This window comes from Shewanella sp. TC10, from assembly GCF_009663145.1.
Classification (GTDB): domain Bacteria; phylum Pseudomonadota; class Gammaproteobacteria; order Enterobacterales; family Shewanellaceae; genus Shewanella.
In genome coordinates this window covers 1-15,381 of the sequence record NZ_VKHR01000054.1, presented here as the reverse complement: position 1 = coordinate 15,381, position 15,381 = coordinate 1, and the positions used below count along the sequence as shown (strand labels likewise).

Annotated in this window: 9 protein-coding genes; 3 read left to right on the top strand and 6 right to left on the bottom strand. The window is 41.1% G+C overall.

The genetic code is table 11. The features are described 5' to 3' along the window. Window positions 1-327 precede the first annotated feature (327 nt). The 3 genes from hrpA to FNZ24_RS16570 all read right to left on the bottom strand — a co-directional run bounded on the left by hrpA (window position 328) and on the right by FNZ24_RS16570 (window position 5,990). The gene (hrpA, locus tag FNZ24_RS16580) at window positions 328-4,203 is read right to left on the bottom strand and encodes an ATP-dependent RNA helicase HrpA (protein WP_153915955.1); all 3,876 of its coding nucleotides are present in this window, start codon (window positions 4,201-4,203) and stop codon (window positions 328-330) included. 116 nt (window positions 4,204-4,319) lie between these two features. Further along, window positions 4,320-4,736 (bottom strand): CBS domain-containing protein, encoded by a 417-nt coding sequence (locus FNZ24_RS16575; RefSeq protein ID WP_153915954.1) that lies wholly within the window; start codon window positions 4,734-4,736, stop codon window positions 4,320-4,322. 258 nt (window positions 4,737-4,994) lie between these two features. After that, the gene (locus tag FNZ24_RS16570; RefSeq protein ID WP_228768523.1) at window positions 4,995-5,990 is read right to left on the bottom strand and encodes an isoaspartyl peptidase/L-asparaginase family protein; all 996 of its coding nucleotides are present in this window, start codon (window positions 5,988-5,990) and stop codon (window positions 4,995-4,997) included. A gap of 219 nt (window positions 5,991-6,209) precedes the next feature. Between FNZ24_RS16570 and FNZ24_RS16565 the strand changes: the two genes are divergently transcribed. Then, window positions 6,210-8,003 carry an autotransporter assembly complex protein TamA gene (locus FNZ24_RS16565; RefSeq protein WP_228768520.1) on the top strand — a complete coding sequence of 598 codons (1,794 nt, stop codon included), beginning with the start codon at window positions 6,210-6,212 and terminating at the stop codon, window positions 8,001-8,003. Beyond that, complete coding sequence (locus tag FNZ24_RS16560; RefSeq protein WP_153915951.1) at window positions 8,003-11,968, top strand: translocation/assembly module TamB domain-containing protein; 3,966 nt, start codon at window positions 8,003-8,005, stop codon at window positions 11,966-11,968. The genes FNZ24_RS16565 and FNZ24_RS16560 overlap by 1 nt, the downstream gene beginning before the upstream one ends. 124 nt (window positions 11,969-12,092) lie before the next feature. On the opposite strand, the gene rplY is transcribed toward FNZ24_RS16560, so the two are convergent. From rplY to FNZ24_RS16545, 3 genes are all read right to left on the bottom strand, one after another. Beyond that, window positions 12,093-12,380, bottom strand: a complete 288-nt coding sequence (gene rplY / locus FNZ24_RS16555; RefSeq protein ID WP_153915950.1) for a 50S ribosomal protein L25 — start codon at window positions 12,378-12,380, stop codon at window positions 12,093-12,095. A gap of 284 nt (window positions 12,381-12,664) precedes the next feature. Continuing rightward, window positions 12,665-13,213: a DUF882 domain-containing protein gene (locus FNZ24_RS16550; RefSeq protein WP_153915949.1), complete on the bottom strand. Its 549-nt coding sequence runs from the start codon at window positions 13,211-13,213 to the stop codon at window positions 12,665-12,667. Window positions 13,214-13,382: 169 nt separating this feature from the next. After that, entirely contained in the window at window positions 13,383-14,810 is a 1,428-nt protein-coding gene (locus tag FNZ24_RS16545; RefSeq protein WP_153915948.1) for a L,D-transpeptidase family protein, read from the bottom strand. A 237-nt stretch (window positions 14,811-15,047) separates the two neighbouring features. Here FNZ24_RS16545 and FNZ24_RS16540 point away from each other — a divergent pair, with 237 nt between their 5' ends. Beyond that, window positions 15,048-15,323 carry an HU family DNA-binding protein gene (locus FNZ24_RS16540; RefSeq protein WP_153915947.1) on the top strand — a complete coding sequence of 92 codons (276 nt, stop codon included), beginning with the start codon at window positions 15,048-15,050 and terminating at the stop codon, window positions 15,321-15,323. Window positions 15,324-15,381 lie beyond the last annotated feature (58 nt).

The window sequence follows — 15,381 nt, the reverse complement described above, 5'->3', positions numbered from 1 at the left end:
TTTCCTTTACAGAGAAGCAGTAGCCATCATTACTTCTTGGTTTTGATTATACCAAGCATATAGTTTCAATCCCACCAATAATTACAAAAAACTTTCAGAAATGTATGTGATTTTTGTAAATAACTCGTTTTATAGTGCTTTTTAGCAGGGTAAAACTGTAAGTCTTACAAAAAGGATCACGAAAACAGCATATTTATGTCACATTCAACCATCTCACCACACAATCTACTAACAACAGGTCTTTTTGTTTCAGATAATAAAAAGCGAATAATATCGTCCAGACTATTACTCGCTTAATTGTCATTTAGGTGATAAATCACTGACTGGTTAAACTTGATTTATGTGCATCACAATTCTTTTTTCAGAGATGGGATATGCCGTACCTAACACTTGAGCAAAACAAGATACGCGATACTCTTCTATCATCCAGCGAGCTTCAACTAGAGACTCAGGTACAGGTTGCATTTTAGGCACCTTAGCGAGTTGAGATGCGAGTAAGTCGCTCACTTTCGCAATGCTTTGCATATGCAATCTGTCGCGGGTTGGATCAACAGGTAATTTATCTAAGCGGTTTTCGATGGCTTTTAAATAACGACCCACATCAGCTAATCGACTCCAGCCACAATGCTCAACAAAACCTTTAAACACCAGTTTATCGAGTTGGTTATTAATATCACTCATTGCAAAAGCAATATCTAAACTAATTTTACCTTTTAAACGCTTTTTAATACGTTGGTAAATCGTCAACACTTGCTCTACTTGCAACGAAATTTGTTCAGCGTAAGTATTCAGTTCCTGTCTTACCCAATCTTTAGCTTGCTCAAATTGCGCTTCATTACGGACATCTAACTTTTTCTCATCCAACAATTGCTGAACAGAAGCCGAAATAATGTCATCAATTAAGAGTTGAACTTGCCCAAATGGATTGAAATACATCGCAAGCTTAGCTTTATTCGGTAACGCCTTTTGTAAGTGTTTCACCGGAGACGGAATATTAATCAGTAATAATCGACGTAAACCAATACGATGTTGACGCTCAGCTTCAAATTCATCATCAAACAACTTAATCGATACTTGGTCCTTCTCATCAATTAATGCTGGATAGGCTTTAACTTCGTAGTTGCCTTTGCGCTTTTGATATTGCTTAGGTAAATCACCAAATGACCAAGTGGTGATTTGCTTTTTCTCAATACCATCTTCCGCCACGTTACGAATTGCTTTTGCCACAACGCCTTGTAATTTATCTTTAAGAGTATCTAAATCACGCCCTTGATCTACAAGACGATGTTTATCATCTTCGATTTTAAAGTTAATTGCTAAGTGAGCGCTTAACTGAGTTAAATCGAAATCATCACCACTGATACGAGTACCTGTCATACGAAGTAACTGCTTACACATTGCATCAAGCAGCGGCATTGAAAACGGCTCCATCGCTTGCACACAAGCGCGGGCGTAATCAGGGGCTGGTACAAAATTACGGCGTAAGTTTTTCGGTAATGACTTAATTAGCGCAACGACCTTTTCTTCTCTTAGCCCTGGCACTAACCAATCAAAATCATCAGTGTCGATTTGGTTAATCAAAGCCACAGGAATGTGAATTGATACACCGTCATCTTGTGCAGCTGGTTCAAAGTGATAACTCACTTTCAGCCCTAAATTAGCCTTATGCCACACTTCCGGGAAATCTAGTGCTGAGATATGATCAGCACTGCGCTGCATTAACAGCTCTTGATTGAAGTCCAATAACTCAGGCTGCTGTTTACGCGCTTCTTTCCACCATTTAAAAAACAGTGGCGCGTTATAAATACCTTGCGGCACTATCGGCTCGTAAAAATCGACTAAGACTTGTTCATCCACCAAAATATCGCGGCGACGTGACTTATGCTCTAGCGTTTCAATATCATTCAACAGTTGCTGGTTTTTAATAAAGAAAGGTTCTTTAGTCTGTAACTGGCCTTCAGCCAATGCACTGCGAATAAAAATTTCACGTGATTCAACCGGATCAATTGGCCCGTATTGCACACGACGGCGATTCACCACAGTTAATCCATACAGCACTTGGTTTTCAAACGCGATAACACTGGCAGGCTTGGCTTCAAAGTGCGGTTCTAGATGATTCTTTTTAATCAAATGCGCCGCTAATGGTTCTAACCACTCAGGTTGAATTTTGGCGCAGCAACGGGCAAACAAGCGTGAAGTTTCAGTTAGCTCCGCCGCCATAATCCATTTAGGCCCTTTCTTCGCCAATGGCGAGCCAGGAAACACAAAGAATTTACGGTTACGTGCACCTAAGTACTCGTTATTTGCATCTTTAAAACCAATATGGCTTAACAGACCTGATAACAAGGCTTTATGTAAATTGTCATAGCTTGCTGCGGTATCATTTAAACGCCATTTTAAGTCGTGTACAGCTTGCTTAATTTGAGTATATAAATCTTGCCATTCACGCACCCGCAAATAAGCTAAATACTCATCACGACATTGCTTTCTGAATTGGCTAGCTGACAGCTCGCTTTTCTGATCTTTTAAATAATTCCAAAGATTAACCCAACTGACAAAGTCCGAATCTTTATCGGCATAACGGCGATGGCATTCATCAGCAGCTTGTTTCTTTTCAATCGGTCGTTCACGAGGATCTTGAATAGATAAACCAGAGGCAATCACCATCACCTCATGTAAACAGCTCATATCTTTTGCTTCAAGCACCATTCGAGCTAGGCGTGGATCTAACGGAATTTTGGCTAAGTTACGGCCTAAATTTGTGAGGACTAACTCTTTACGTTTCTGTTTGACCGCTTGTAACTCTTCAAGCAATAGGAAACCATCGCGAATATGTTTTTGCTCTGGCGGCTGAATAAACGGGAAACCCGCAATGTCGCCCAAACCAATCGCTAACATCTGCAAAATAACAGAGGCTAAGTTAGTACGAAGGATTTCAGGATCGGTAAACTCAGGACGCTGAATAAAATCTGTTTCATCATATAGGCGAATACAGATACCAGGACCAACACGACCACAACGACCTTGACGCTGGTTCGCACTGGCTTGTGAAATTGGCTCAATCGGTAAACGCTGCACTTTAGTACGATAACTATAGCGGCTAATACGCGCAGTACCAGGGTCAATAACATAACGAATGCCAGGTACCGTCAATGATGTTTCAGCAACGTTAGTTGCCAGCACGATTCTGCGGCCGATATGGCTTTTAAACACTTTTGACTGCTCGCCATAGGATAGACGCGCATACAAAGGCAAAATTTCAGTATCACGATATTTTTGTTTACGTAACATTTCAGCGGTATCACGAATTTCTCGCTCACCGTTCATGAAAATCAAAATATCGCCGGGACCTTCTGCAATGAGCTCATCAACCGCAGAAAAAATACCGTCGCTAACATCTAAGTCAGCATCTGTGTCGCGTACCAATGGACGGTAGCGAGTTTCGACAGGGAAAGTACGGCCGGAGACTTCAATTACAGGCGCATTATTAAAGTGTTTTGAAAATCGATCAACATCAATAGTTGCAGAGGTAATGATGACTTTTAAATCAGGGCGCTTCTTAAGCACTTGCTTAAGGTAACCTAAAATAAAATCAATGTTTAGGCTACGCTCATGGGCTTCATCAATGATGATAGCGTCATACTGATTTAAGAATTTATCTGAGGTCAACTCGGCCAGCAAAATACCGTCAGTCATTAACTTAACGTAGCTATCTTGACTGATAGAATCAGCAAAACGCACCTTAAAACCAACCACCTCGCCTAACGGGCTATTGATTTCTTCTGCAACGCGATTAGCGACGCTGCGGGCAGCAAGACGCCTAGGCTGAGTGTGTCCAATTAAGCCACGGGTGCCTAAGCCTAACTCTAAACAAATCTTTGGTAATTGAGTGGTTTTACCCGAGCCGGTTTCACCAGCCACGATAACCACTTGATTATTAGCAATAGCCTCAGCGATATCATCACGTTTTTGCGATACTGGTAAGGCATCTGGATAAGTGACTTGAGGGCGGTTTTTCAGCCTTAGCTGCGCCTTCTCATAAGCCTTGGTGGCTTGTTCGGTTAACTTGGCTAAGTTTTGATCTTTCTTTTCAGACTGAGGCTCTTTATTTAATTGATACAAACGACGACGGATTCTAGCCGCATCGGTTTGATAACAAGAGTTTAGGTATGCTTTAGAGAGCGGGTGTTGGTCCGAATTCAAATCTAATTCCTAGCAAGTATTTCAAAAACTGCGATCCTAGCAAGGAACTAGACTGAATGGTATTAGTTTGAAGTAAACAAAGGCGTAAACTTAAGCTTATCTTGAAGCCATAAAACTTAAGCTGGGGTTAAATAACACTGCTGCATATAGATATTCATTGCTTTTAGCACATCGGTTCGATTAATCGTGCCGATAACTTTATTCCCTTCTACCACAGGATAAATTTTCGGTTTTGCCCCAAGCATTTGTTCAGCTAACTGTAAAATACTGCCATCGGGTGTTGCTGTCAGTACATCAGTTTTCATGCAATCTTTGACGGTTTCAGTCATATCACAGTGATAGCTACTTTTAAGCATAACTGACAAACAATCTTGCTGAGACAAAAAACCCACCAAGGAACCGTCATTATCAACCACTGCTGCCCCAGCCTTATTCTTGGTTAATAGATGCTCAACCGCTGTTGCCAATGACATATTGGCTTTTAATAGCACTGGTTGACGGTCCATATATTCAGAAATTTTTATTGAATCCATAATTTACCCCTTAAGAACTTCATCTGCGCTAACAACATGACCCTAGTATTATTTTTGGTCTTCTTATTCAGTGTAGTCAAAATCCTAATAAAGCGATGATTGAATTAACAGATTGTGATATTCGCTTTATTCACTCTTATCTAATCACTTGCCTCATTGCCCCGACAATGATTTATGAACAATAAAAAAGCATCAGATAACTGATGCTTTAACATTTTCGCAAGTGCTAGCTGATTTCGTGGCTAGCTCCAACAAGAGTTACTTATCTCGCCAAATCATCACTTGGGCAGGTTCCCCACTTTTACGTGTCGCACGATACATGCCTTCGGTATTGAATGGCGTGGCAATATTACCGCGATGGTCAATAGCAATAACTCCACCTGTGCCACCAGCGGTAATTAAACGTTGGTTAATGACTTCATCAGCGGCTTGAATGATTGATTTCTGTTGGTATTTCACCTTAGCGCAAATATCGCCTGCGACTTGATAACGAATGAAGTACTCACCATGACCTGTTGCAGAGACTGCACACACGCCATTTTCAGCATAGGTGCCAGCGCCAATAACAGGCGCATCACCAATACGGCCATAACGCTTATTAGTCATGCCACCTGTAGAGGTTCCTGCGCTAATATTACCTTGTTTATCAAGTGCTACAGCGCCTACCGTACCCACTTTATACTCTGTATCTAATTGTTGATGCGCTGCTTGATAATCCGCACTGCTTTTAGCTTCAGCCATTTTCGCTTTTGCTCGCTGCAGTCCTTCATAACGCTTTTGAGTGTTAAAGGTTTCATTGGCAACCAATGGCACACCTTGAGTCAAGGCAAACTCTTCAGCGCCTTGTCCGTATAGCATCACATGAACTGACTCATCCATAACCAGTCGTGCTAAATCAATTGGGTTTTTAATGTGCTTTACACCGGCAACGGCGCCCGCATTCATGGTGTTACCATCCATGATTGAAGCATCCATTTCATGCTCTTCATTATGGGTATATACAGCGCCTATACCTGCATTAAAATACGGTGAATTTTCCAGTACATTAATCGCAGTTGTCACCGCTTTTAAACTAGAACCGCCTTTTTCAAGCACCACATAACCCGCATCTACGGCTTCTTTTAACTTAGCGCGATAAGCTTTTTCTTGTTCAGGGGTAAAGCTAGATTGTTTGATTGTGCCAGCGCCACCATGTATGGCGATAGCAAATGGTTTGTCACTATTAGCAAAAGACAAACCAGAGAATAATGTCATTGAAACAGCAAAAGCGAGCGATATTGTTTTCATTTTAAGCAAGTCCTTGATCGGTTTGTATCTTTGTAACCATTTCAGGCGGTAATTTCAATCATAACCTTGCCTGTTTGCACTATTCTGGCGACAATAGGTTAAAGTCATCAGTCGTTGATAAGCATTCATTCATTGTTATCCAAATCGTTTAAATTTTGCCTTGTAGTGTGCGTTGCCTTCGTTTCGTTGGCATCAAATTTCGCTTGGGCAAAAGATGATTGGCTAAATATCAAATTGACCGGCGCTTCTGAAAGATTGACCAAGAATATTCGTGCTCATTTAGGTGACAGTCCAACCTCAGCAGTCCAGCGCCGCGCATTCTTATTTACCGTCGAAGACAGTGTCACTGCGGCATTAGAATCTATGGGGCATTACCATGCCAAAGTAGACATTGAAGTCACTGAAGCTGAAAAAGGGCCTTGGACACTGAATGTCACCATTGATGAAGGTGAGCCTACCATTATTGAATGGATCGACATTAAATTCAGTGATGAAATGATAGATGACAACAGTTTTAATCGCTGGCTCAATCAGCTGACCATTAAGCCTGGTGACACCTTGAATCATGGCGTATATTCAGACTTGAAATCTCAACTGGTGACCTTAGCATTAGCTAGGGGTTACTTTGATGCGACTTTTGCTCGCTCTGAAATAGAAGTTAACCGCGATCTTAATACTGCTAAAATTCATATCGACTTTGAGTCTGGGAATCGTTACTTAATCGGAGAGGTTGAGTTTTCAGGACAAACGGTGAATGACGAGTTATTAGAGAAACTTATCCCCTTTAAGCCGAATGCCAAATATTCCACCTCACGATTAAATCGTCTTAACCGCAACTTAATCGACACAGGCTATTTCAGTAGCATCAAAGTACTGCCTCAAGTCGATGGGATGTCGGACACTGAAGTACCGATTAAAGTTGATTTAGCCCCGCGTCCGACCCACTCTTTTGAAGTCGGTTTAGGCGCCGATATTGGGACTAATGCCGAAAACACTGTTGATCCTCGGGTTAGGCTTACTTGGCGTATGCCACAAATCAATAGCTATGGTCACACTCAAGAAACCACCGTGGAATGGTCAACTGATAGACCTAAGTTCCTAACCACTTACACCATTCCTTTGTCTCACCCTTTAGACGATCAACTTAAACTCCGTATCGGGTTGTTACGTGATAAATACGGGGTAACCCAAGACTATAACGAAGATGACCGTAACTTTGATTACACAGGGCAGCTTGAATCTGAAAAACGTTTATTAGGGGTGATTAGGCAACAAAGATTAGACAGTGGTTGGCTATTTGGTTACTCCCTAGAATTTAACCAAGAATTTTATAATCAATCAGATATCGATTACGACCCCCAATTTATTTTAGCTGGTTTCGGTATTGGCAAAACAACTCGTGGCGATAACACCCTTGACCCTAAATCAGGCTTTAGACAAATATACAGCGTTGAATATGGCGACCCTAATTTAGGTTCAGAGATCCGTTTAACTAAGTTAGAAGCTAAGTTTAAATGGATTGATACCTTCTTCGACCGTCACCGATTTGTTAGCCGCTTAGATTTAGGGGCCAACATTGCTGATAGCGACCAAATAGATCAAATTTCGCCATCACTTCGCTATTTTACTGGTGGTGATCAATCCATTCGTGGTTATGGTTATCAAGAGCTCGGTCCCTACATTGAGTATGTTAACTCCGAAGGTGGGATCTCCCGCCAGGTGGTCGGTGGACGTTACTTGATAGTCGGCAGTTTTGAATATCAATATTACTTAAATGATACTTGGCGTGTAGCCACCTTTGTTGATGCGGGTAACGCATTTGATACTGAGCAGTTTGAACCTGTGGTATCTGTAGGTAGTGGTATCCATTGGATATCCCCTATTGGCCCGATTAAACTTGATGTCGGTGTCGGCTTGAAAGAAACGGAAACAATCGATCGTTCTTGGCGTATTCACTTAACCATGGGGACTGAATTGTAATGACAGAACAATCACCCCCACAACAAAATAATACCCACTCGACTAACGGTCATATCCCTCCGGCTAAACCGCCAAAGTCGACTTTAATGCAATGTTGGGGCGCTTTTAAGCTTTCCACCAGAGTATTAATCTACATTCCATTGCTGATTCTTATCATAGTCGCAGTGCTAATCGGTACTCCCATTGGTGCCCGAATTAGTGTGCTACTCGCCAACCAATTTGTGCCCAACCTTGAACTCGACTTTCGCTCTGGGACGATTAACCGAAAATTAGAATTTGATTATGCCAGTTGGTCGATGAACGGAGTGGCTGTTGAAGTTGAAAATTTATCGCTCTCTTGGGTGCCAACTTGTTTATTCAATAAACAAATTTGTGTCGACACCCTGATTGCCAGCGATGTAAAAGTCCGCGTCGCCACCGATGAGTTTGATGATGACCCAATTGATGAATTAAAAGATAAACCACTCACTGCAGACACTGACAATAATAGTGACAATAAAAATGAGAGTGAAACAGCAGATACAGCTGAAATTGAAGAAATAGATGAAGCCCCATCACCTCTCATTTTACCTGTGATAATAGGTCTAAATGAGCTGGATTTAAGTAACGTTAAAGTTAGCGTCAATGATATGCGCTACAACGCATCACGTCTGCAAGGTAAGGCGCTGTGGAATAAAAGTGGTCTACGAGTCAGTTACCTACATAGTAAAGACTTACTTGTTGATATTCCGCTTGGCGATTCAGAAGATGGATCTGACGTTCAAGCCAGTACAGACACACAAGCTAATACCGGCACAAAAGAACTGGATGAATGGGCAATGGCAAACTTGCCAGCGGTTTACATGACCTTCCCCATCTATGTCGATGAACTGATAACTACCGATAGCGTAATGCTATTAGGCGAGCGTGAAGATAAGTTTGACCATATTGCCTTAAAAGGCAGTTATGTTGAGTACTTTATTGATGTTCAACAATTACAAGTCACTCATCAATATGGTGACGCACAGCTTATTGGCGACATCAGTTTAAACGACGATTACCCTATGACGATTGATGCAGAGTTTAATCTGCATAACGTCGCTGAAATTCCCCATTTAACCAACCAAACACTGTTGATACAGGCAGAAAATGGTTTTGATGACTTAGCAGTAAAAGCATCCGCTGCTGGTGATATCAATATCGACTTTGAAGCGCTCATTGCACTCAGTAAGCCTGAAATGAGTTATCAGTTAGAAGTCGCCAAGGCTGATCTTAAATGGCCTCTTAATAAACCTGAGTACTTCGCCAAAGTCGATAAGCTCACCAGTAAAGGTGACATCGATAATCAATCAGTGATTTTTACAGCCGAGCTATTAAGCCCATTTCATCCACTGTTAGATGTTGATACCAATATTAGTTATGGCCAAGAACAACTTACTGTTTCACATATTAAAGTTGAATCTGAAGCAGGCAATATCAAAGGCAATGGTTTAGTCAGTTTTGCCGATGACTTGAGCTGGCAAGCAGAGCTAGAAACTGAAAACCTACAGCTAGAAAAAGTCAGCTATTTATACCAGCTAACCAATCTTGCCAGTGACATTAATGGCAAGCTTGCTACCAAAGGTACCATTGGTGATGATAGCTGGGAAATCAATGTTGCTGACGCAGATCTCAATGGTTCGTTAAATGATTTTCCACTCACCGTCAGTGGCAATATCGAGTTTAATCATTTACTGGCAATTAATGCACATGATCTTCATGCCAGTGCCCTGGGAGCAGAGCTGATTGTTAATGGCCAAGCCAACGCTTTTTGGGATGTCGACGCCGAACTTACGGTCCCCGATATCAGCCAATGGTTGCCAGATGCTAAAGGTGAAATCTATGCAAAAATTGATGTCACAGGCGATGAACAGCAGCCAATAGTCGATGTCAGTGCTCGTGTGGTTGATTTTAAGTATGTTGATATGGAAGTTGAGCTTTTAAACCTTACGGCCAATTATTTGCCGCTAAATCAACATCAGTTCAAACTAAATATGACTAATGATAAATTCACTTGGCAACAAGTCGATTTATCACAGCTAGTGTTAAGTGCCAATGGTAACCTTAATCAGCAACACCTTGAGCTTAGTACTCAAGGCGAATTAGCGGTTCATACCGTTATAGATAATGAGTTTGATCAGCAAAAGCAGTTATTTGACACTAAAGTCAATAGTTTAACTGTGACCAACTTATTAGGCACTTGGCAAACAGATCACCCTGTTGAAATAAGCTGGGATCAACTCAATAGCATTGGGACTGTTAACCCGTTTTGTATTAGTCACCCCCACAGCCAACTATGTCTAAAAGAAACCGGACAATTTGGTCATCAAGGAAATATCAATATCTACGCCCATGGTCAACCAGGGCTTTTATTAAAACCTCTGTTGCCACAAAGACTATCCTGGACTGGTTTATCAGACCTTAATGGTGTTGCCACTTGGTCTGAAACAGAAAAGTTACAAGCCAATATTGAGTTAAACCTTGCTGATGGCAACATTGAATTAAGTCGAACAGAGAGCGATCGCATCAGTGTTCAATACGACTTAATCAAACTCAATGCACTTATTGATGAAGATAAGTTTAAAAGTAGTGTGCTAGTTGAAGCTAATGGTATTGCTGATATCGATAGTGAAATCTCAATATCCACCGATCCAGGCAGAGACTTATCAGGCTTTATAAATGTCGGTGAGTTTAATGTAGGCACACTGCGTGGATTCTTTCCTAAACTTGAAACCTTAGAGGGGCTTTTCTCTGCTGATTTACAGCTAGTCGGGAGTTTGAGTAACCCGCTCGGACAAGGCAGTATTGAATTAAAGAAAGGCGCTATAGCCTCTACCGATAACCCGACATTGATTGAAGATATTAACTTAGCAATGCAGTTAAAGGGCCAAAAAGGTGAGCTCGATGGCAGTCTTACTATGGGACAAGGTCAAGCACAAATCGATGGTTCTTTGTCATGGCCAAAAGGTCAGTTCAGTGGCGATATCAATGTCAAAGGTGACAAGCTTGCCTTTATTCAGCCACCGATTGCCATTTTGAATATCTCACCGGATATAAACGTAACATTCGATAAAAATCAACTTGCAGTCAAAGGGGATGTCGGTATTCCAACGGGTGAGATAACCGTCGTTCAGCTAGCTGAAGGTGGTGTGGCAGTCTCCTCTGATGTGGTATTTAACGATTCAATTTCGGAGCAAGAACAAAAGGTCAGCCCCTATGCAATCGTGTCGGATTTAAGTATTAATGTTGGCCCTGAAGTCTCCATTGATGGAATGGGCTTAAGCGGTAAGCTGAACGGAACATTGTTACTTCAGCAACAAGCCTTTAAACCACCACTGCTGTTTGGTGATATCAGAGTGAGCCGAGGAACATATAAGTTCATGGGGCAAACCCTCACCATCAGTACGGGTGAAGTGCAGTTCTCTGGCCCAACCGAAGTGCCAAACTTGAACATTGAAGCAGTGCGAGAAATCAAAGATGAAGATCTAACTGCGGGTGTCAGAGTAACAGGTACGGCCATGCGGCCTATTGTTACCCTATTCTCAAGCCCAGCAAAAGAGCAAGCTGAAATTTTATCTTACATCGTCACTGGAGCAGGTTTTAGTAGTGGCAGTAATGAACAAAACAGTGCCTTGATGATGGGCGCGGCTCTCACCTTAGGCTCTCAATTTGGTGGCGGAGCAATGAATAATATTGGTTCGACAGCAACAGGGTTAATTGAAAAGTTTGGCTTTTCAAACGTACAGCTTGATGCAAACGATGAAGGCCGTGTGGCCATTAGTGGCTACATTGGCGAGGATTTAATGGTCAAGTACGGTATTGGGGTGTTTAATCCAGGTTATGAGATGACAGTTCGCTATTACATCTTATCGCAACTTTATCTAGAAACCGTATCAGGAACATTGAATCAATCATTAGATATCTATTACAGCTTCAATGTTGATTAGAAATTAAAGTCACAAAAAGTGTATTTAAGCCTTTAAAGCCAGAAAAAACCAACCATTAAAATTAGCCTCAATAATCAGACATAAAAAAAGCGCCGAAAGGCGCTTTTTTCATTCAAATTAACGATTAAGCAAATTTGAAGTCAATATGTTCAACTAACGTCTTGTAAGCGTGACGTTGGATAGCTTGAACACGTACTTTAACTTCTTTACCATCGATAACTAGAGTTAAATCAGTAGTGTAGAAATCGTCATTCAATTGAATGTTTACGATATCTTTTTGAGCCATTTTGATTGAGATTGGCTCTTTACCTGGACCGTAGATTACAGCAGGAACTAAATTCGCATGACGTAGGCGGCGGCTCGAACCTTTCCCGATTTCAGTACGGATTTCAGCTTGAATAGTGTAAGACATGTGTTTCTCACTTAATAAAAAAAATAAATTGATGTTGTTATTTTCGACCAATAACAACTCGTGCTTGAATAATATCTTGAATAATAAATAACTCAATTAAACAAAGCGCGCGGATTTTAACACAGCTTCTTGACCTCAACAAGCGATTAGCAGTTATTTCATACCAATCACTCACTAAGCTCTCTGTCACTGAACAAGTTAAGCTTTATAACTTAATCAAACCCGTGAAACACTTGATGAAGCGTTAATGTTCACCGATGAAGGTTAATGACAGAAATGAAATTTTACCAACTTCTTACTGGGCCGCAATCGACATGAATAAAACCAGAACGAGGGTAATAGCCTACACCACCCAGTTCTAACGAACGAGCAGCATCACGTAGGGTTTTGAGCTCAACACCTGGTATAGCAAGATCCATCGCCATGCCTTTCATATGATAGCTTTTTTTAGCAACACCATTACTTTTGGACGCTAACATATTGTTGGTTTTCGGAGACCGATAGCCAGAAATAACATGTACTTCGTCAGTGTTGCCTAATGTTTGCTGTAAATTATAAACAAACTCATACAGACGGTTATCCATAGGCGCAGCTTGATTCTGCCTATGATCACGTAAAACATGACTGAATAAAGATAATGTATCTTTGTTGTATTCACCTTCAGCCCAGAACTGTCCTTGTTCGCGCTCGCCAGTGTGACGATTATAAAAACTCAACTCTCGAATACCTTGGGTTGAACGACTTGCTTGAGCGGGGGTTGAAAACACTGACGCGACTGCAACACCACTTAAACCTAACAAAACTTGCCTACGGGCAGGACAAACTAAAGACATTAACTCACCACTTTCTAATTATATAAACCTGTGTGTTTTTTACACAACTGAAAGTGAAGTTAAACGGAAAGAAAGGCAATAGCAAGCGATCAAGCCGACAAAATCAGCTTAATTTTTGTACATCTTAGCAAGTTGTAATCAGGTCAATCACTTATAGAAAAGCGTAACGTCACAAAGATGATGAATTATTCGCCACTATTGTTTGATCAATGTTATTCAAATGATAAATATCATTGCGATACTGAGCTAAATTGTCTTCATCAACCCATGCGTTCCAGTAAACTAAATGGATTGGAACCGTTTGCGATAAAGAAAACCACTGGGTTTTACTGCCATCAGTTTGCATCCGTTGCCAAGTACGCTTATCGATGACGACATTGGTAGCAAACCACTCCGCAAGCTCTTGAACTTTTTCAATGCGCACACACCCAGATGAAAGTGCGCGGTTATCTTCCGCAAACAAATCTTTATCTGGTGTGTCATGTAAGTAGATATTCAAGTCATTTTTAAAATGAAACTTATAACGCCCTAACGCATTTATCTCTCCAGGGCGCTGAACTAAGCGGTAAGGAAACGGGCCTGTTGTGACAACATCTTGCCACTCTTGTGCTGTTTTGCTGACTTTACTGCCAGTTAAATCAAATACATCGAACTGACGATCGGTTATATAGCTGCCGTTTTCAGCGACTTTAGGTAATATATCTCGGCGCATTAACTTTTTTGGTACCGTCCAAGTCGGGTTTATCACAATGTTTGATATCTGCCCTTTCATCACAGGCGTTCTGCGATATGAACGACCGACAATAACTTTAGAGGTCAATGCTACTTGATCGTCATTTACTAACACCATTTCAAAGGCTGGTATGTTCACCAATAAATATCGAGAACCTAAATCACTTTTATAACTGGTTTTATCGACAAAGTTTGAAGCAAGTAGCTCAGCCCGCTCTTTAGGTGTTTGGTTAAGCCAATACAAGGTTTTAGGTCCAATAACCGAATCCGCTTTTAAACCGTGGCGAGTCTGAAAACGCGCAACAGCCATAGCGATTGTGTCATCAAAAATGTGTTGGGTTTCTGAGCGAGAGGATAAATCCCCTAAAAGCCATAAACGCTGCGAGATTTCGCTGATAGTTTTGTGGCTATCACCAGGTCGTAAAAAACCACCAGGCTGGATACTTGTCCACTCGTGTCGAGCGTTTAGCCACATTAACCGCCTAATATGATTCAACACGCTTAAATAGTCATCAACGCTGGGCTCAAGTGCAAAGGTTTTACGTTTTACTGAAGCATTTTCGGCCAAACCATCATAGGGTAATACCACTCGTCGTTGATGCCAAAAGCCGGCAACATCAACTTGAATTCTATCTATATATTCTAGTTTTTCAGCTTCACTTGTCCCTTGTAAAATAGCGAGATAATCTTGCCACTTTACCGAAGGTTCAGCCAATGAAATCAACAGCACATGCTGGGCTAAAGTTTTGTAGGTAGCACTATTTTCAGGAGAGGCTTTGGCAGGCGAACTCAACAGAACTGACAACAAAAAGGTAAATGCGAAACCAGTACGTATATAAGTACGCAAACAACATAATGCTTTCATTCACTCCCTCCTACTTCGAATTCATTAATTTAGTATGGCAAAAATTTAGCTACCTTGTGTTACAGACAGTGGTTTCCACTAACAAGTTACTACGAAAGACGGATAAATTTAGACCAACTAAACTAGCTGATGACCACTAAGAGATTAATTGGCTTTAAGAAAACTAGGAATGGTGCAACAGAACTGATATAAACGTCCCCCGCAAAAAAATTTTAAATTATTTATCGCAGTATTTTTATGAATAAGAAGCAACTTGTACAAACCATGGCATCTGACATTGGCATTACACAATCTCAAGCCAAGCCTCAATTAGAACAGATCCTCTTTCAGCTTCACAAAGCATTAGCTGAAGGCGAAAAGGTTTACTTACCTCAATTCGGCACCTTTGAACTTCGTTATCACTTAGCTAAAAATGGGCGTAATCCTCAAACCGGTGAGAACATCGAAATCCCAGGGTTCAATCAGCCTAGTTTTAAACCAGCACCTGCATTTAAAAAGCAGATCAACGCTTAGTACAAATCTGTATAACGGGGCTTTACGCCTCGTTTTATTATCTTTATCGCTTACTTAT

Bases quoted from the DNA above. Each gene is read 5' to 3' on its own strand.
- FNZ24_RS16575 (WP_153915954.1), bottom strand. From the start codon at position 4,736: ATGGATTCAATAAAAATTTCTGAATATATGGACCGTCAACCAGTGCTA.
- FNZ24_RS16570 (WP_228768523.1), bottom strand. From the start codon at position 5,990: ATGACATTATTCTCTGGTTTGTCTTTTGCTAATAGTGACAAACCATTT.
- FNZ24_RS16560 (WP_153915951.1), top strand. From the start codon at position 8,003: ATGACAGAACAATCACCCCCACAACAAAATAATACCCACTCGACTAAC.
- rplY (WP_153915950.1), bottom strand. From the start codon at position 12,380: ATGTCTTACACTATTCAAGCTGAAATCCGTACTGAAATCGGGAAAGGT.
- FNZ24_RS16550 (WP_153915949.1), bottom strand. From the start codon at position 13,213: ATGTCTTTAGTTTGTCCTGCCCGTAGGCAAGTTTTGTTAGGTTTAAGT.
- FNZ24_RS16545 (WP_153915948.1), bottom strand. From the start codon at position 14,810: ATGAAAGCATTATGTTGTTTGCGTACTTATATACGTACTGGTTTCGCA.
- FNZ24_RS16540 (WP_153915947.1), top strand. From the start codon at position 15,048: ATGAATAAGAAGCAACTTGTACAAACCATGGCATCTGACATTGGCATT.